18 protein-coding genes are annotated in these 18,487 nt (G+C 64.4%); 13 read left to right on the top strand and 5 right to left on the bottom strand.

The genetic code is table 11. From position 1 onward, the window contains the following. Positions 1-121 precede the first annotated feature (121 nt). The 8 genes from PJW05_RS20290 (at position 122) to PJW05_RS20325 (ending at position 6,791) form a co-directional block, all read left to right on the top strand. Positions 122-1,165: an LLM class flavin-dependent oxidoreductase gene (locus tag PJW05_RS20290; RefSeq protein WP_271408759.1), complete on the top strand. Its 1,044-nt coding sequence runs from the start codon at positions 122-124 to the stop codon at positions 1,163-1,165. Between the two features lie 326 nt (positions 1,166-1,491). Beyond that, a complete protein-coding gene (locus PJW05_RS20295; protein WP_069082639.1) occupies positions 1,492-2,082 on the top strand; it encodes an amino acid synthesis family protein in 591 nt (196 codons plus the stop codon). 26 nt (positions 2,083-2,108) lie between these two features. After that, positions 2,109-2,942, top strand: a complete 834-nt coding sequence (locus PJW05_RS20300; protein WP_271408760.1) for an alpha/beta fold hydrolase — start codon at positions 2,109-2,111, stop codon at positions 2,940-2,942. After that, positions 2,939-4,420: an aldehyde dehydrogenase gene (locus tag PJW05_RS20305; protein WP_271408761.1), complete on the top strand. Its 1,482-nt coding sequence runs from the start codon at positions 2,939-2,941 to the stop codon at positions 4,418-4,420. The genes PJW05_RS20300 and PJW05_RS20305 overlap by 4 nt, the downstream gene beginning before the upstream one ends. A 12-nt stretch (positions 4,421-4,432) precedes the next feature. Next, entirely contained in the window at positions 4,433-4,918 is a 486-nt protein-coding gene (locus PJW05_RS20310) for a flavin reductase family protein (protein ID WP_271408762.1), read from the top strand. An 81-nt stretch (positions 4,919-4,999) separates the two neighbouring features. Next, positions 5,000-5,389 carry a carboxymuconolactone decarboxylase family protein gene (locus PJW05_RS20315; protein ID WP_271408763.1) on the top strand — a complete coding sequence of 130 codons (390 nt, stop codon included), beginning with the start codon at positions 5,000-5,002 and terminating at the stop codon, positions 5,387-5,389. A gap of 81 nt (positions 5,390-5,470) precedes the next feature. Then, positions 5,471-6,223 (top strand): GntR family transcriptional regulator, encoded by a 753-nt coding sequence (locus tag PJW05_RS20320; protein ID WP_271408764.1) that lies wholly within the window; start codon positions 5,471-5,473, stop codon positions 6,221-6,223. A 4-nt stretch (positions 6,224-6,227) separates the two neighbouring features. Beyond that, entirely contained in the window at positions 6,228-6,791 is a 564-nt protein-coding gene (locus tag PJW05_RS20325) for an NUDIX hydrolase (protein ID WP_271408765.1), read from the top strand. 139 nt (positions 6,792-6,930) lie between these two features. On the opposite strand, the gene PJW05_RS20330 is transcribed toward PJW05_RS20325, so the two are convergent. After that, positions 6,931-7,224 carry a DUF1330 domain-containing protein gene (locus PJW05_RS20330; RefSeq protein WP_271408766.1) on the bottom strand — a complete coding sequence of 98 codons (294 nt, stop codon included), beginning with the start codon at positions 7,222-7,224 and terminating at the stop codon, positions 6,931-6,933. An 80-nt stretch (positions 7,225-7,304) separates the two neighbouring features. Between PJW05_RS20330 and ribBA the strand changes: the two genes are divergently transcribed. From ribBA to PJW05_RS20355, 5 genes are all read left to right on the top strand, one after another. Then, positions 7,305-8,414 (top strand): bifunctional 3,4-dihydroxy-2-butanone-4-phosphate synthase/GTP cyclohydrolase II, encoded by a 1,110-nt coding sequence (gene ribBA / locus PJW05_RS20335; protein ID WP_271408767.1) that lies wholly within the window; start codon positions 7,305-7,307, stop codon positions 8,412-8,414. A gap of 400 nt (positions 8,415-8,814) precedes the next feature. After that, entirely contained in the window at positions 8,815-9,840 is a 1,026-nt protein-coding gene (locus PJW05_RS20340) for a polyamine ABC transporter substrate-binding protein (protein ID WP_271408768.1), read from the top strand. Further along, positions 9,825-10,784 (top strand): ABC transporter permease, encoded by a 960-nt coding sequence (locus tag PJW05_RS20345; protein WP_271408769.1) that lies wholly within the window; start codon positions 9,825-9,827, stop codon positions 10,782-10,784. The genes PJW05_RS20340 and PJW05_RS20345 overlap by 16 nt, the downstream gene beginning before the upstream one ends. A gap of 3 nt (positions 10,785-10,787) precedes the next feature. Next, a complete protein-coding gene (locus PJW05_RS20350) occupies positions 10,788-11,597 on the top strand; it encodes an ABC transporter permease (protein ID WP_271408770.1) in 810 nt (269 codons plus the stop codon). A gap of 17 nt (positions 11,598-11,614) precedes the next feature. Next, complete coding sequence (locus PJW05_RS20355) at positions 11,615-12,763, top strand: ABC transporter ATP-binding protein (RefSeq protein ID WP_271408771.1); 1,149 nt, start codon at positions 11,615-11,617, stop codon at positions 12,761-12,763. A 149-nt stretch (positions 12,764-12,912) separates the two neighbouring features. Here the strand turns inward: PJW05_RS20355 and PJW05_RS20360 are convergent, their stop codons facing one another. From PJW05_RS20360 to PJW05_RS20375, 4 genes are all read right to left on the bottom strand, one after another. After that, on the bottom strand, positions 12,913-14,256 hold the full coding sequence (locus PJW05_RS20360) for a TolC family outer membrane protein (RefSeq protein WP_271408772.1): 1,344 nt from the start codon (positions 14,254-14,256) through the stop codon (positions 12,913-12,915). Between the two features lies 1 nt (position 14,257). Continuing rightward, positions 14,258-15,541 (bottom strand): HlyD family type I secretion periplasmic adaptor subunit, encoded by a 1,284-nt coding sequence (locus tag PJW05_RS20365; RefSeq protein WP_442969264.1) that lies wholly within the window; start codon positions 15,539-15,541, stop codon positions 14,258-14,260. Positions 15,542-15,607: 66 nt separating this feature from the next. Continuing rightward, a complete protein-coding gene (locus tag PJW05_RS20370; RefSeq protein ID WP_271408774.1) occupies positions 15,608-17,344 on the bottom strand; it encodes a type I secretion system permease/ATPase in 1,737 nt (578 codons plus the stop codon). 392 nt (positions 17,345-17,736) lie between these two features. Beyond that, positions 17,737-18,375, bottom strand: a complete 639-nt coding sequence (locus PJW05_RS20375; RefSeq protein ID WP_271408775.1) for a TetR family transcriptional regulator — start codon at positions 18,373-18,375, stop codon at positions 17,737-17,739. Positions 18,376-18,487: the final 112 nt, after the last annotated feature.

Raw genomic sequence — 18,487 nt, forward strand, 5'->3', positions numbered from 1 at the left:
TCCGTATTATGGTATACCAATATCCAGCACCCCCGTCCGGTGCCCCCCAGAACTCCGGCGGCACCACCCCACCGTAGCGGCCGCCCACTGGCCACGCAGAAACAGGTTCGAGGTAAGCGACATGAAATTCTCTTTGTTCGTGCACATGGAGCGCTACGACGAGCAGATCAGCCACCGCCAGCTCTTCGAAGATCTGGAGGAGCTGACCCTGATGGCAGAGGCTGGCGGCTTCAGCACCGTATGGATCGGCGAGCATCACTCGATGGAGTACACCATCTCCCCGAGCCCCATGCCGCTACTCTCCTACCTGGCTGCCCGCACGAGCACCATCCGCCTCGGCGCCGGCACCATCATCGCGCCCTTCTGGCACCCCATCCGCGTGGCTGGTGAATGCGCCCTGCTGGACGTGATCAGCAATGGCCGCATGGAAGTGGGCCTGGCCCGCGGCGCCTACCAGTACGAATTCGACCGCATGGCCGGGGGCATGCCCGCCACCGCTGGCGGCCAGGCCCTGCGCGAGATGGTGCCGGTAGTGAAAGCCCTGTGGCAGGGCGATGTCGCCCACGATGGCGAAATCTGGAAGTTCCCCACCTCCACCTCTTCGCCGCGCCCGATCCAGAAACCGACTCCACCGATCTGGATCGCCGCCCGCGACCCGGACTCCCACAACTTCGCCGTGGCCAATGGTTGCAACGTGATGGTCACTCCGCTGATGAAGGGCGACGAGGAAGTGGTAGACCTGAAGAACAAGTTCGAAACCGCCCTGGCCAACAATCCGGACGTCCCGCGCCCGCAACTGATGGTGTTGCGCCACACCCACGTGCATACCCCCGAGGACAGCGAAGGCTGGAAAGTCGGCGCCGCCGCCATCTCGCGCTTTTACCGCACCTTCGATGCCTGGTTCGGCAACAAGCAGACCCCGGTCAACGGCATCCTCCAGCCGAGCCCGGAAGAAAAGTTCAAGGACCGTCCGGAGTTCGAACTGGAGAACATCCGCAGGAACACCATGATCGGCACACCTGAAGAAGTCATCGCGCGTATCCGCCACTACCAGGACCTGGGCGTGGATGAGTTCAGTTTCTGGGCCGACAACAGCCTGCCTCATGCCGAGAAGAAGAAGTCCTTGGCACTCTTCATCGAACACGTGGTGCCAGCGTTCCGCTGAGTACGAATGGCGGTCCTCGCGCCGCCATGGCAAATGCTTCGCCCCTGCAGCGTCCATGCTGCGGGGGCTTTTTCTTGATTCTTCGCGGAGATTCGGCGAGCGGTTTCATACCGGATTGCCCATCCGGCGTGCCCCCGGCCCTCGAAACCCGCGAAGAACTTTTCCTTTCCAGGTAGCGCCCGATCACGCCAACGGTGCCGGATTCGGCCCTTACCCAGCGACCTTCCGTCGCCAAGCCCAGCCCTCCCCCGCTACCAGGCTCTTGCATATTCAATATTATGGTATACCATCAGACAGCAAGAGACTTCCCCAACCAGGAGACCCCAATGAGCTTCGAAATTCGCAAGATCGTCAGCTACGTGGAAGAAACCTTCATCGAAGGCGGCAAGGCCACCGACAAGCCGGTAACCATGGTGGGCCTGGCCGTGGTGATCAAGAACCCGTGGCTGGGCCGCGGCTTCGTCGAAGACCTCAAGCCCGAGATCAAGGCCAACTGCTCCGACCTCGGCGCCATGATGGTCGAACGCCTGACGGCCGCCATCGGCGGTGCCGCGAAGATCGAGGCATACGGCAAGGCCGCCGTGGTTGGCGCCGATGGCGAGATCGAACACGCCTCCGCGGTTATCCACACCTTGCGTTTCGGCAACCACTACCGCCAGGCGGTGAACGCCAAGAGCTACCTGAGCTTCACCAACAAGCGCGGCGGCCCGGGCACCTCGATCCAGATTCCGATGATGCACAAGGACGACGAGGGCCTGCGTTCCCACTACATCACCCTTGAGATGCAGATCGAAGACGCACCGCGTGCCGACGAAATCATCGTCGTGCTCGGCGCCGCTGACGGCGGTCGCCTGCACCCGCGCATCGGCAACCGCTACATCGATCTGGAAGAACTGGCCGCCGAGCAGGCTCAGTGATCCCAAGGCCCGTGCAGGAGCGATCCATGATTCGGCTCACCGCTGAGCGCACACCAGCCGGCACCAGTTACCTGGCGACCGGCCAAGGCCATCCCGTGGTGCTGATCCACGGCGTCGGCCTGAACAAGGAGATGTGGGGCGGCCAGATCGTCGGCCTGGCCCCGCAGTTCCGGGTCATCGCCTACGACATGCTCGGCCATGGCGCCAGCCCGCGTCCGGAATCGGGCACGGGATTGGTGGGTTACGCCGAGCAACTGCGCGAACTGCTGGAATACCTCAACCTGGAGCGCGCCACCGTGATCGGATTCTCCATGGGGGGGCTGGTGGCACGGGCCTTCGCTCTGCACTTCCCGCAGCACCTGGAAGGCCTGGTGATCCTCAACAGCGTCTTCAACCGTAGCGCCGAACAGCGCGCCGGGGTGATCGAACGCACTCGCCAGGCAGCCGAACACGGCCCCGACGCCAACGCCGAAGCGGCCCTGTCGCGCTGGTTCAGCCGCGAGTACCAGGCGGCCAACCCGGCGCAAATCGCCGCCATCCGCCAGACCCTTGCCAGCAATGATCCACAGGGCTATCTGACTACCTATGAGCTGTTCGCGACCCAGGACATGTACCGCGTCGAGGACCTGGGCAGCATCCAGGTGCCGACTCTGGTCGCTACCGGCGAACTGGATCCGGGCTCGACGCCCGACATGGCCAGGCAACTGGCCCAGCGTATTCCCGGTGCCAGGGTGACGGTGCTCGACGAGCAACGGCACATGATGCCGGTGGAGTCGCCGCGCCTGGTCAACCAGATGCTGCTGGAATTCCTCCAGCAGGCGCGGACCTTACAGAATCAAGCAAAGGGGATCGTCGCATGACGCTTGCACGCTTCCAGATGTGCATCGACGGACAATGGGTCGATGCGCTGTCCGGCAAGACTTTCCACAGTCTCAACCCGGCGCTCGCCACACCCTGGGCGGAACTGCCCGATGCCGACGAAGCGGATGTCGAGCGTGCCGTTCAGGCGGCCCAGAAGGCTTTCGAAAGCCCGGCCTGGCGCAGCCTTTCCGCGACCGCGCGAGGCAAGTTGCTGCGCCGTCTGGGCGACCTGATCGCCGAGAACAAGGAACACCTGGCCCAGCTGGAGAGCCGCGACAACGGCAAGTTGATCCGCGAGACCCGCGGCCAGGTCGGCTACCTGCCGGAATTCTTCCACTACACCGCAGGCCTCGCGGACAAGCTGGAAGGCGGCACCCTGCCGATCGACAAGGCGGACATGTTCGCCTACACCGTCCACGAACCCCTGGGCGTAGTGGCCGGGATCATCCCCTGGAACAGTCCGCTCTACCTCACTGCGATCAAGCTGGCCCCGGCGCTGGCTGCTGGCAACACCATCGTCCTGAAGCCCTCCGAGCACGCCTCGGCGACCATCCTCGAACTGGCGCGCCTGACCCTTGAAGCCGGTTTCCCGGCGGGCGTGGTCAACGTGGTCACCGGCTTCGGTCCAAGCACCGGCGCCGCGCTGACCCGTCATCCGCTGGTGCGCAAGATCGCCTTCACCGGTGGCGCCGCCACCGCCCGCCATGTGGTGCGCAGCAGCGCGGAGAACTTCGCCAAGCTGTCCCTGGAACTGGGCGGTAAATCACCCAATATCATCTTCGCCGACGCCGACCTGGACAGCGCCATCAACGGCGCCGTGGCCGGCATCTACGCCGCCTCCGGACAAAGCTGCGTGGCGGGTTCACGCCTGCTGGTGCAGGACGAGATCTACGACGAGTTCGTCGAACGCCTGGTGGAGCGCGCCAAGCGCATCCGCATCGGCAACCCCCAGGACGACAGCAGCGAGATGGGCCCTATGGCCACCGCGCAACAGTTGGCCGTCGTGGAAGGCCTGGTGGCTGACGCCCTGGCCGAAGGCGCGCGCCTGCGCCTGGGCGGCAAGCGCCCGGACATCGACGCCCAGGGCTGGTACTACGAGCCGACCCTGTTCGAGTGCGACCGCAACTCGATGAAAATCATGCAGGAAGAAGTGTTCGGTCCGGTGGCCTCGGTCATTCGCTTCAAGGACGAAGCCGACGCCCTGGCGATGGCCAACGACTCCCAGTTCGGCCTGGCCGCCGGCATCTGGACCCGCGACCTCGGCCGCGCCCACCGCATGGCCCGCGACATCCGTTCCGGAATCATCTGGGTCAACACCTACCGCGCGGTGTCGGCCATGGCGCCCATCGGCGGCTTCCACAACAGCGGCTACGGACGCGAGAGCGGCATCGATTCGGTGCTGGCCTACACCGAGCTGAAAACGGTGTGGATCAACCTTTCCCAGGCCCCCATGCCCGACCCCTTCGTGATGCGCTGAGAGGACATTTCCATGATCGAACCCGGCATCTACAAAGAAGTGATGGGCTCCTTCCCCTCCGGCGTCACCGTGGTCACCACCCTGGATGCCGAGGGCGAGATCGTCGGCATCACTGCCAGTGCCTTCAGCGCCCTGTCCATCGACCCAGCCCTGGTGCTGTTCTGCCCCAACTACGCTTCGGACACCTACCCGGTACTGCGCGACAGCAAGCAGTTCGCCATCCACCTGCTCTGCGCCGACCAGCAGGCCGAAGCCTACGCCTTCGCCAGGAAGGGCAAGGACAAGGCCCAGGGCATCGACTGGCGCCTGAGCGAGCTGGGCAACCCGCTGCTGACCAAGGCCACCGCCATCATTGAATGCGAACTGTGGCGCGAGTACGACGGCGGCGACCACGCCATCATCGTCGGCGCGGTGAAGAACCTGATCCTGCCGGAAAACGAGGTCACCCCGATGGTCTACCACCGGGGCAAGCTCGGCGCACTGCCGGACATCGCCTGAGTCACCTTCGGGGCCGCTCGCCGCCACTCTCGGCAGCGGCCCTCTTTTATTCACACCCCGGCGTTGCCGAAGGAGAATCCCATGAGCAACGACAAGTACGCCAAGGGCCTGGAGATCCGCACCCAGGTGCTGGGCGAGGCCTATGTGAACACGTCGATCCAGAACGCCGACGACTTCACCCGCCCTCTGCAGGAACTGGTCACGGAGTACTGCTGGGGCCACGTCTGGGGCCGGGACGGCTTATCGCTGAAAGAACGCAGCATGATAAACTTGGCCATGATTTCGGCGCTCAACCGCCCCCACGAACTGAAGCTGCATGTCCGCGGCGCCCTGCGCAATGGCCTTTCCCGCGAGCAGATCCGCGAAATCCTTCTGCAAGTCGGTATCTACTGCGGTGTGCCGGCGGCGGTGGACAGCTTCCGTATCGCCCGCGAGGCCTTTGCCGAGGCCGATGCGGAGACCCAGGGTTGACCGCCGGCGCCACCCGATGATGGAGCACCCTCTGGTGCTCCATCGTTCTTACTACGGACAGCCATAACCAGAGCGGACCACATGAAACGCTTGCCCCTCGACGACAGCTTCAAGGTCAATCGCAATCCCGTCACCCTGCGCGAGATCGTCCTCGACAAGCTGCGGGGCGCCATCCTGAACTTCCAGCTACTGCCCGGCGACCGTCTGGTGGAGCGCGACCTCTGCGACCGCCTGGGCGTCAGCCGCACCTCGGTGCGCGAAGCCTTGCGCCACCTGGAGTCCGAAGGACTGGTAGAGTTCGCCGATGCCAAGGGGCCACGCGTCGCCATCATCACCCTGGAAGACGCCTGCGACATCTACGAGCTGCGCTGCGTACTCGAAGGCCTGATCGTCCAGCTCTTCACCCTCAACGCCAAGGCCAAGGACATCCGCGCCCTGGAGAAAGCCCTGGCGGAGAACCGCGAGGCCCTCGAGGAAGGCGACCTGCAACAGGTGCTGGAGTCGGTGCAGGGCTTCTACGACGTGCTGCTGGAAGGCTCCGGCAACCACATCGCCGCCACCCAGTTGCGCCAGCTCCAGGCCCGCATCAGCTACCTGCGCGCCACGTCGGTCTCCCAGGAAAACCGTCGCAGCGCCAGCAACCAGGAAATGGAACGCATGGTCGAGGCCATCAAGAGCGGCGACCCGCTGGCCGCCCACCAGGCATCGGTGGACCACGTGCGCGCCGCCGCCAAAGTGGCCCTGGACTACCTGAAATCCAAGCAGGACGAACCAGGCAAGGTGCGCGAGATCGCCAGCCCCATCGCCCTCAAAGAACCGCGCATAGGGCGCTGACGGCATGCCCGCCCCGCGCTTCTGCCCCGGCTGCGGCAGCAGCGGCCTGAGCCGCCAGCGACCCGCCGGGGACACCCATGAGCGCTTGGTGTGCGCAGTCTGCGGTTACATCCACTACGAGAATCCGAAAGTCATCGCCGGCTGCATCATCGAGCAGGACGGCAAGTACCTGCTCTGCCAGCGCGCCATCCCGCCGCGCCCCGGCACCTGGACCCTGCCCGCCGGCTTCATGGAGAACGGCGAGACCACCGAAGAAGCGGCCTTGCGCGAGGTCTGGGAAGAAAGCGGCGTGCGCGCCGAGATCGTCTCGCCTTATTCCATCTTCAGCGTGCCGAAGATCAGCGAGGTCTACATCATCTTCCGCGCCACCGCCCTGGAAGTGACCGGCCAGCACGGCCCGGAAACCATGGACTACCGCTTCTTCGCCCCCGACGAAATCCCCTGGGACGCCATCTATTACCCAGCTATCCGGCAGATCCTCGAACGCTATATCGAGGAGCGTCAGGCCGGGGTGTACGGGATCTACATGGGGAACGACGATACCGGGAAGATTCATTTCATTCGGTGAGGCGCAGCGCACTCGCGCAAACACCTTGTAGGGGCGAATTCATTCGCCAAGCAGGCCGCAGGTCTGCCCTGCGAGCCTGCGGGGGGCACTTCGTGCCCCTTGGCGAATGAATTCGCCCCCACAGAAAAGCGCTGCCCGTTCAGGGCTCCACGCCCTCCACGATGATCACCTCCGCCTTCGCCACGCCCTGGCGATAACCGCAGGCGTCCTGGTATTCCGCTGAGCGGTAGCAGGCCAACGCCTGCTCATAGGAGTTGAACTCGATCACCACGCTACGCTGGGGAGTGGGACGACCCTCCATTGCCTCCGAACGACCGCCGCGCGCCAACAGCTTGCCGCCATATCTGGCGAAGGCCGCCGGGGCACGCCGGGTGTATTCGCTGTAGCGTTCCACGTCCGTCACATCCACGTGGGCGATCCAGTAAGCCTTCATGCTGACCTCTGCTGTTTCCGACAAATTGGTATTATGGTATACCAGAAACCTTATCCCTTGATCCAGCCAGGTGTCGCGCCATGCCGTTCAATCGCATCGAAGAAATCATCGAAGACTACCGCCAGGGCAGGATGGTCCTCCTAGTGGACGACGAAGACCGAGAGAACGAAGGCGACCTGTTGCTGGCTGCGGAGAAGTGCACGCCCGAAGCCATCAACTTCATGGCCCGCGAAGCCCGCGGTCTGATCTGCCTGACCCTGACCGACGAACACTGCCAGCGTCTCGGCCTGGAGCAAATGGTGCCAGCCAACGGCAGTGCCTTCGCCACCGCTTTCACCGTGTCCATCGAGGCAGCCAGCGGTGTCACCACGGGCATCTCCGCCGCCGATCGCTGTCACACCGTGCTCACCGCCGTAACCCCCAACGCCTGCGCCGAGGACCTCGTACAGCCAGGCCACATCTTCCCCCTGCGCGCCCGCGAAGGGGGCGTGCTGACTCGCGCCGGACACACCGAAGCCGGCTGCGACCTGGCCCGTCTAGCGGGCTTCGGTCCCGCCTCGGTGATCGTCGAAGTGATGAACGACGACGGCAGCATGGCGCGACGACCGGACCTGGAAGCCTTCGCCGAGAAGCACGGCATCAAGATCGGCACTATCGCCGACCTGATCCACTACCGCCTCAGCACCGAGCACACCGTTACCCGCATAGGCGAACGCGAACTGCCAACGGTGCACGGTACGTTCAGGCTGGTCACCTACGAAGATCGCATCGAGGGCGGTGTGCATATGGCGATGGTCATGGGCGATCTCCAGCGCGACCAACCAACGCTGGTGCGAGTCCATGTGATCGACCCGCTGCGCGATCTGGTGGGCGCCGAATACACCGGTCCGAAAAACTGGACGCTCTGGGCCGCCCTGGAAAAGGTTGCGGCTGCCGGCCACGGCGTGGTGGTGGTGCTGGCCAACAACGAATCCTCCCAGGCCCTGCTGGAGCGCGTGCCTCAGCTCACTCAACCGCGCCGCCAATTCAGCCGCTCGCAGTCGCGCATCTACTCCGAAGTGGGCACAGGCGCGCAGATACTACAGGACCTGGGAGTGGGCAAGCTGCGCCATCTGGGCGCTCCGCTGAAGTACGCCGGCCTGACCGGCTATGACCTGGAAGTGGTGGAGACCATTGCATTCGCAGGCTGAACCCGAGCGATACCCATCGAGTGCCCCAACCCAGCCAACAGCTCGGAACCGCCACTGTATTGCAGAGGCGCATGCGCCCCGTTCGCCAAGGGCTGCACGGCTGCCTCAACGACCTGCCCGGCGAATGAATTCACAGATACAAGAACGAGCCGCCACTCGTCACCGCCAGCCTTCCAGCGACAACCGGCAACGCCGAGGACTTGCGCAAATCTTGGAATACCATAATATGACATTCCGTAGGCCGAAGAACTTTTTGCGAGCGCACCCGCCAGGGACCAGCATGAACAAGAGCACTCGACACGGCCGCCCTTGACGGCCCCAACTGGGGTCCCCTGCTCCTGATAAGCGGGTAGAAAGCGAAGCCCGCTTGCGTACAAACACAACAATGAGGGCAAGCAAGATGATGTTCAAAAAATGTGCAGCCGCGGTGCTCGCCACAGCATTCCTGGCGGCAACCGGCACCGCCGCCGTCGCCGCCGACAACCTCAGCTTCGTAAGCTGGGGCGGCACGACCCAGGATGCGCAGAAGCAGGCATGGGCCGATCCGTTCAGCAGGACCAGCGGCATACGCGTGGTGCAGGACGGCCCCACCGACTACGGCAAACTGAAAGCCATGGTCGAGAGCGGCAACGTGCAATGGGACGTGGTGGACGTCGAAGCCGACTTCGCTCTGCGCGCCGCGGCTGAAGGCCTGCTGGAGCCCCTGGACTTCAGCGTGATCCAGCGCGACAAAATCGACCCGCGCTTCGTCTCCGACCACGGCGTCGGCTCCTTCTTCTTCTCCTTCGTGCTGGGCTACAACCAAGGCAAGGTCGGCGGCAAGACCCCGCAGGACTGGACGGCCCTGTTCGACATCACCAACTATCCGGGCAAGCGCGCCCTCTACAAATGGCCGAGCCCTGGCGTTCTGGAACTGGCCCTCCTGGCTGACGGCGTTCCGGTCGACAAGCTCTATCCGCTGGATCTGGACCGCGCCTTCAAGAAACTCGACACCATCAAGAAAGACATCGTCTGGTGGGGCGGCGGCGCCCAATCCCAGCAGTTGCTGGCCTCCGGCGAGGCCACCCTCGGCCAGTTCTGGAACGGCCGTGTCTATGCCCTGCAGCAAGACGGTGCTCCGGTTGGCGTGAGCTGGAAGCAGAACCTGGTCATGGCCGATTTCCTGGTCATCCCCAAAGGCGCCAAGAACAAGGACGCGGCCATGAAGTTCCTGGCCAACGCCAGCAGCGCCAAAGGCCAGGCCGACTTCGCCAACCTCACCGCCTACGCCCCGGTGAACATCGACAGCGTGCAACGCCTGGACTCGGTGTTGGCCCCGGACCTGCCGACTGCCTACGCTAAGGATCAGATCACACTCGACTATGCGTACTGGGCCAAGAACGGCCCGGCTATTGCCGCACGGTGGAACGAATGGCTGGTCAAGTGAAGATGGCTGCCATTCAGCCAGGATCGCCAACCAGTGTCAGCGGAGGCGCAGCCCGCGCCTCCGCTGACACGGACTCCAAGGCTGCGTCGATGAAGCAAGACAACCAGGCCGCGCCGCGCTGGCGCGGAGCCCGCAACCTGATCCCCGCGTTACTGTTCCTCGGCCTGTTCTTCCTCGCGCCGCTGATCGGCCTGCTGCTGCGCGGCGTACTGGAGCCCACTCCGGGCCTGGGCAATTACGAGCAGCTGTTTGCTAACTCGGCCTATGCCCGCGTGCTGTTCAACACCTTCGCCGTCGGTGGCCTGGTGACCCTGATCAGCCTGCTGCTGGGCTTCCCCCTGGCCTGGGTAATCACCCTGGTACCGCGCGGCTGGGGTCGCTGGCTGCTCAACATTGTGCTGCTGTCGATGTGGACCAGCCTGCTGGCGCGCACCTACTCCTGGCTGGTGCTGCTGCAGGCGTCGGGCGTCATCAACAAGATGCTGATGGCCTTGGGAATCATCGACCAGCCGCTGGAGATGGTGCACAACCTTACCGGCGTGGTAATCGGCATGAGCTACATCATGATCCCGTTCATCGTCCTGCCGCTGCAGGCGACCATGGCGGCCATCGACCCGATGGTGCTGCAGGCCGGTTCCATTTGCGGTGCCAGCCCCTGGACCAACTTCTTCAGGGTGTTCCTGCCCTTGTGCCGTCCGGGCCTGTTCTCCGGTGGCCTGATGGTCTTCGTCATGTCGCTCGGCTACTACGTCACCCCGGCCCTGCTGGGTGGTGCGCAGAACATGATGCTGCCGGAATTCATCGTCCAGCAGGTGCAGTCGTTCCTAAACTGGGGCCTGGCCAGTGCCGCCGCCGCGTTGCTGATCGCCATCACCCTCGTCCTGTTCTACCTGTACCTGAAGCTGCAGCCGGAATCGCCGGTCGCTTCGAGCACTGCGAGGTAAGCCATGCTGCTGTCACCCAACGCCATGGGCCCGCGCCTGCGCATCGGCCTCTACCTGACCACCGGCACCATCGCAGCGTTCCTGCTGCTACCGGTTCTGTTCATCGTGCTGCTGTCCTTCGGCTCATCCCAGTGGCTGGTCTTCCCGCCGCCGGGCTGGACGCTGAAATGGTACGAACAGTTCTTCTCCAACGCCGAGTGGATGGAGTCGGCCCTGGCCAGCCTCAAGGTCGCCGTACTGACCACGATCTGCTCCGTGGCCCTGGGCCTGCCCACTGCCTTCGCGCTGGTACGCGGCAAGTTCCCCGGCCGAGAGTTCCTCTACGCCCTGTTCACCCTGCCGATGATCGTGCCGCTGGTGATTATCGCCGTGGCCGTGTACGCGCTGTTCCTCAAGCTGGGCTACACCGGGACGCTGTTCTCCTTCGTGGTCAGCCACGTCATCGTCGCCCTGCCCTTCACCATCATCTCGATCATCAACTCGCTGAAGCTGTTCGATCAGTCCATCGAGGATGCCGCGGTGATCTGTGGTGCCTCGCGGTTGCAAGCGGTGTTCAAGGTGACCTTCCCGGCGATACGCCCCGGCATGATGGCCGGTGCACTGTTCGCCTTTCTGGTCTCCTGGGATGAAGTGGTGCTGAGCGTGATGATGGCCAGCCCGACCCTGCAGACCCTGCCCGTGAAAATGTGGACCACCCTGCGCCAGGACCTGACCCCGGTGATCGCCGTCGCTTCGACGCTGCTGATCGGTCTGTCCGTACTGGTAATGGTGATCGCCGCCGTACTGCGCCGGCGCACCCCTGCATGCGCCTGAGCGCCGAGGTAAACGAAATGAGTGCCGTGATCCAAGACACCCGCGAAAGCAAGACCCTGGTCAGCCTGCGCAACCTGAACAAGCACTACGGCGACTTCGCCGCCGTCGACAACATATCCCTGGACATTCAGGACGGCGAGTTCCTCACCTTCCTCGGCTCCAGCGGCTCCGGCAAGAGCACCACCTTGTCGATGCTGGCGGGCTTCGAGACACCCAGCTCCGGTGAAATACTGGTAGACGGCAAATCCCTGGTGAACGTACCGCCGCACAAACGCGACATCGGCATGGTGTTCCAGCGCTACTCGCTGTTCCCACACCTCAACGTACGCGACAACATTGGCTTCCCGTTGGACATCCGCAAACAGGCCGCCGGCGAGCGCGAGCGCCGCGTCGAGGCCATGCTCAAGCTGGTGCAACTGGAAAAGTTCGCCCAGCGTCGTCCGGCCCAGCTCTCCGGCGGCCAGCAGCAACGTGTGGCCATCGCCCGCGCCCTGGTGTACGAGCCGCGCATCCTGCTGATGGACGAGCCGCTCGGCGCACTGGACAAGAAACTGCGCGAGGACCTGCAGGATGAATTGCGCCATCTGCACCGCCGCCTCGGCATCACCATCGTCTACGTGACCCACGACCAGGAAGAGGCCATGCGCCTGTCCCAGCGCATCGCCATCTTCAGCCACGGCAAGATCGTGGGTCTGGGCAGCAGCTACGACCTCTACCAGAACCCGCCGAACGCCTTCGTCGCTTCCTTCCTCGGCAACTCGAACTTCCTCAAGGTCAAGGCTCAGGGCAATGCTGCCGCGAGTTTCGAAGGCCAGGTCCTGGCCATCCGCCCCACTGCCGGCCTGCAAAATGGCCAGGACCTGGTGCTGATGGTGCGTCCAGAAAAAGCCCTGGTACTGACCCCGGAACAAGCCGCGGCCGAACCCCTTGCCGCCGGCTGGAACCAGATCCAGGCCAAGGTAGCCGAGACGGTGTTCCTTGGGGAAAGCCTGACCTGCAGCGTAACCACCGCAGGCGGTACCAGCCTGACGCTCAAGGAGCTTTCCGGCGCCACCGTCCCGCTGCAACCAGGTGCCCCGGTGCTGGTACGCTGGGCGGCGGCAGATGCCTGCGTGTACACCGAATGGAACGAAAGCGACCTGGTGAAAGGCGCCGGCGCGCACTGAGTAACGCCATTGTCCCTGCCGCCTGGACCCGCAAGGCGAAACGATACGGATCGGCTACGGCAGGACATCGCGAGCGGATGCGAAAGGCGCCCGGCACCGGACACGGCCCATTCGGGCCGTGCCCGGCGTATCGGGACTTCGATGGTCCCTCACGGCAGCAACGGAATCGTCGGCCCCAGGTAGTCGTTGGCGCGCTGGATGTCGTCGTTGCCCAGGGAGCCCACCGACGCTGCCAGGCGCAGACGCGACAGCAGGTAGCGCAGCTTGGCCTCCAGCAGGTCGCGGCGGGCGACGAAGGCCTGTTCCTCGGCGTTGAGGATGTCCAGGTTGGTACTGGTGCCGGCCTGGAACCCCTTGCGCGCCGAATCCTGGGCACGCTCGCTGGACACCACCGCCTTCTCCAGCGCGCGCACACGCTGCTCGCCACTCTGCACGCCCCGGAACTCGCGGGTGGTGCCGGACAGTACCTCCTCACGGCTGGAGTTCAACTGGTCGTTGGCCAGTTCGCGGTTCGCGGAGGCCTGGCGCACCTGGGCGCTGGTGGCACCGCCGGTGAAGATCGGCATGCGGAACTCGACGCCCACCGAGCCATAGCTGTTCTTCTGGTCCTGGGTGGAAACGGAATCGCTCTCCGAATCGTTGTAGGCAGCCACGAAGTCCAGGGTCGGCCAGTGTCCCGCCCTGGCTCGGTTCACCTCTTCGTCCGCCGCATCCAGGTTTCGCCGCCGGGCGATGATGGCGGGGTTGTTGACCCGGGCATCGCGGATCCAGTCCTGCAGGGTCGGCGGTTCCAGCGGCGGCGTGGGGAATTCGGTGCGCAGGGTGGACATTTCCTCCGGCAGCACGCCGAGCAGCTCCTGCAACAGGCGCCGCGCCACCAGCAGGTTGTCCTCGGCCTCGATCAGGTCGGCCTGGGCCAGGTCACGCTGGGCGGAGGCTTGGTCGACGTCGATCACAGTACCATCGCCCAGCTCGAAGCGGCGCTTGGCCGACAGTACCTGCTGCTCCAGGTTCTTCAGCCGGATCTTCGCCAGATCGATGGTTTCCAGCGCCAGCAGCACGGCGAAATAACGGCTGGCCAGGCTCACCGCGGACTCCTGGGTCTTGGCATCGAATACCGCGTTGCTCAGCTCGGTGCGGATGTTGCCCTGGCGGTACTCGGCCATTCGCTGCTTGTTGAACAGCGGCTGGCGCAACTCGATCACCGCGCCTCTGGAGTCATACTCCAGGTCGCTCTCCACGCTGCGACCGAGGATGTTGTCCTGCTCGCTGGTGCCGTCCACCCGCCGCCAGAAGGCGGTGCCGCTGATGTTCGGCAGCAGGCCGGCCTTGCCCAGCTCCTTGTATTCCTGGCCGGCCTGGCGCTCGTGCACCGAGGCCAGGTAGGTCGGCCCCTGGACCTGGTAGGTGTTCCAGGCTTCGCTGAGGTCCATGGCCGTCGCGGGCAAGGCGACGGCACCGAGAATTCCGGCCAGAGCCATCCGGGCGCTCATGTCACTGCTCCTTGAATGCGTTTCCGACACGGCCCAGCAGCGGCTTCATCAGGTAACTCATCAGGCTGCGTTCACCGGTCTTGATGGTCACGGTGGCCGGCATGCCTGCGCGGATGTTGTTAGGTCCAAGCAGCTTCATGCCTTCTTCGGTCACTTCCACCTGGGTCAAGTAATAGGGCTGTTTGCTGGCTTCGTCCACCAGGCGGTCGGCGGCGACCGTCAGCACGCGGCCGGGAATGTTCGGCGTCTGGGCGTGGTTGAAGGCCGGGAAGGTGATGTCCACCGGCAGGCCGGGCACCATCTTGTCGATCGCCTGCACCGGCACCTGGGCGTCGACCTGCAGCGGTTCCTTGTCCGGTACCACGTCCATGATCCGCGCGCCGGGCTGGATGACGCCGCCCACGGTGGCGATGTTCAGGCCCAGGACGATGCCGTCGATGGGTGAACGGATCACGGTGTTATCCACCTGGTAGTCCACCGAGCGCAGGCGCTCGGCCAGTGAAGTGGATTCCTTTTGCACGTCGGTCAGCATGGATTCGACTTCCTTCTGGAAATCCTGCTCACGCTGGAGGATGCGCAGCTTGAGCTCGGCAATCTGGTTCCGCGTACGGCCGATATCCGCGATGTTCTGCGCCATGGAGCCGTTCAGCTCCGAAGCGTTGCGCTCCAGTTCGAGCATGCGGTTGCGCGGGATGTAGCCCTCGGCGGCCAGGCTGCGCACGCCGTCAAGTTCCTGGCCCAGCAGGTTCGACTGGTTGGTGCGGGTGGCCTGCACCTGGCGCAGGCCCTTGAGCTGCTCCTCGGCGCCATTGAGGTTCTCGCGCAGGATACTGATCTCGCCCACCAGGGCCTTGCGCCGGGTCTGGAACAGCCGTTGCTGCAGGGCGATGGCCTCCATCAGACGCGGGTCGCCGCCGAAGCGCTCCAGCAGCTCGGCATCGAAGGTCACGCTGTCCGCGCCGTCGCGCTCGGCCACCAGGCGGTCCTCCACCGTCTTGGCGACGATGTACTGGGAACTCAGGGCGCCCTGCTCGGCGATGGCCTGGGTCGGGTCCAGGCGCACCAGTTCCTGGCCGGCACGCACCTTGTCGCCCTCACGCACCAGGATGGCATCCACCGTTCCGCCAGTGAGGTGCTGGACCGTCTTGCGTGCGTTGGTGACATTGACCGTGGCGTTGGCCACCACGCCGGCATCCAGCGGGGCCATGATCGCCCAGACCAGAAAGCCGCCGAAGCCGGCCAGCACCATCCACACACCCCACCGCGCCGGGCGGGCGTCGTCCATATCCACTTGCGCCGGTTGTTCGACCCGTACCAGGGCCTTGCTTTCGCTTGCCGCTTGCATGATCGATTACTCCTTCGCCCGCATCGACGCCAGGTTGGGCGTGCCCACGGAAGGCATGACGCTGGCCTGGCGCAACGCCGCGAAAACTTCTTCGCGGGGACCGAACAACTGCATGCCGCCGTCACGCAGCAGCAGCACCTTGTCCACCGTGCCGAGCACGCTGGGCCGATGGGAAATCAGGACCAAGGTCTTGCCACGCTTCTTCAGGTCGACGATGGCTTCCACCAGCGCCGCCTCGCCCACGTCATCGAGGTTGGCATTGGGCTCGTCGAGCACGATCACCGAGGGGTCGCCGTAGATGGCCCGGGCCAGGGCGATACGCTGTTTCTGCCCGCCGGACAGCGGGCTGCCATCCACGCCCAGCACAGTGTCGTAGCCCTTCTCGAAACGCAGGATCATCTCGTGCACCCCGGCACGCCTGGCGGCCAGGATCACCTCTTCGCTGTTCACCTCGCCGAAGCGAGCGATGTTGTCAGCGATGGTGCCTTCGAACAGCTCCACGTCCTGGGGCAGGTAGCCGATCCAGGGCCCGAGTTCTTCCTTGTCCCACTGGAAGATATCGGCGCCGTCCAGGCGGACCTTGCCCGACTGCGCCGGCCAGACGCCCACCAGCAGGCGGGCCAGGGTGGACTTGCCGGACGCCGAGGGACCGATGATGCCGAGGGCCTCGCCGGGCGCGAGGTTGAAGTTGATGCCGCGCAGGATGGTGATTACACCACCAGGGGCGGCGGTCATGGCCTGTTCCACCGAAAGCATGCCCTGGGGCTTGGGCAGCGACATGGCCTCCTTGCGTGCCGGGAAGTCCTGCAGCAGCTTGGACAGGCGCTCCCAGGAGGCGCGGGCGGAAAGCAACTGCTTCCACACCCCGATGGCCTGCTCCACCGGCGCCATGGCGCGGCCGCTGAGGATCGAGCAGGCGATCATCATCCCCGGCGTGATCTCGCCCTTGATAGCCATCAGCGCGCCAGCACCAAGGATCAGCGATTGCAGGGTGATGCGCACGAAGCGGCTGGCACCGTTGATGTAGGAGGCTCGGTCCGAGGCCAGGGTCTGCTTTTCGAGAATGCGCTTGTGGCTGCCGTACCAGCGTTCGCGGATCGCCGGCAGCATGCCCATGGCTTCGATCACCTCAGTGTTGCGCAGGTTGTTGTTGGCGAAGCTGCCGGAAGCCAGGGATGCCTGGTTGGCTTCCATCAGCGGCCCACGGGTGATCACCTCGGTGAGCAGCGCCAGACTGAAGAGGATCACCGAGCCGACCAGGGTGATCACGCCCAGCAGCGGGTGCACGAGGAAGATCACCAGCAGGTAGATGGGCGTCCAGGGCGCATCGAAGAAGGCGAACAGGCCATTGCCGGTAAGGAACTGGCGGACCAGCGCCAGGTCCTGCAGGGCCTGGGCCGGATTGCCGCCGGCACGCCGCAGGTTGCGCTCGAAGGACGCGTTGAACACGCGCTTGTTCAGGCTCATGTCCAGGCGGTTGCCGAGGCGGATCAACACCGTCGAACGCACCACCTCCAACAGCGACATGAGCAGGTAGAGACCGAGCATCAGTACCGTCAGCATCACCAGGGTGGTGACGTTGCTGCTCGCCAGCACGCGGTCGTACACCTGCAACATGTAGAGGGCCGGCGCCAGCATCATCAGGTTGATGACGCCGCTGAAGCCACCGACCACGTAGAAGGTATGACGCAAGCGGTTCAGGACTTCGGATAACTCGGAACGGGGCTGCGAGAAATTCTTCATCTCGGCGCTCCACTGGCTGAGTGATGGAGTCCGGCCTGGGTCTGGCCGCCTTTTTTGTAGTTCGAGCCCGTGGAGCCAAACGCCCTGCCCCCACAGAAGCCTACAGAAGGCTTAGCCAAGAGTCCCACAGGTCGCCAGCCATGGAGTCCCGTCACCGGACGGTTGCGGGATTAACCCCGACCAGCGTCACCCGCGGCCAGACGAGAGTTTTTCGCATTCATGCCCGAAGCCCCGCCACAGACGGCGCGTCGCCTGGTTTCGGAAGATAATCGGAGATTCCGCGAAGACGGATTGGCGTCAGACTAATGACACAACCCTGATCGCCGGCCGCGAAAGGACGGCGAGGCGGCTGCACGGGAGCGGAGAGTCGAGAGCAGCGGCGCCCTCGATCGTCATGTCCGGACGCGCAGTGCCGGGCTGAAGCGAAGCATGTCGATCAGGCTATCCACCAGTTGCTCGGCCTCCGCCGCCAGGGAATAGCCCTCCGGCACCAGCAGCCAGTTGGTCTGAATGCCTTCCAGATAGGCATGCACGCTGATCGCGGCGCGGCGGCAGTCCAGGTCGGCCGGCAACTGGCCACGACTCACCGTGTTGCGCAGCGCCTTGGCGATGCGCAGGTCGCACTCGGCGCCCAGGTCGCGCATTTTCTGCAGGAGGTCGCCCAGCTCGGCGGTGTACTCCACCTTATGCCGGAGAATCTCGTGGACGCGCCGGCTCTGCGGGTCCAGCTCCACACGCTTGAGCAGACGCACCATGAGTTGGCGCATGCGCCCGAGCGGGTCGGGCTCGTCCTCGCTCTCGCTGGCGCGGGCCAGCTCTTCGATCGGCATATGGATGCGTTCCAGCATGGCCTGGAACAGGTCGGTCTTGTTCTCGAAATGCCAGTAGATCGCGCCCCGGCTCACCCCGGCGGCGGCGGCGATCTCCGCGAGGGAGGCGCGGGAAACGCCCTTTTCGTGGAACACCCGCTCGGTGGCGTCGAGTATCTGCACGCGGGTTTCTTCAGCTTCCTCTTTGGTACGTCTGGCCATTCGCTACTGAAATCTATCCGGTTGCTTTCACAGTAAAAATCCTCGCAGCCGCGCAACAAAATCTGACATCGGCGGCGGAAGATTCGATTTACAAACATTCACGCACGTAAGT

This window comes from Pseudomonas sp. Q1-7 (assembly GCF_028010285.1).
GTDB lineage: Bacteria > Pseudomonadota > Gammaproteobacteria > Pseudomonadales > Pseudomonadaceae > Metapseudomonas.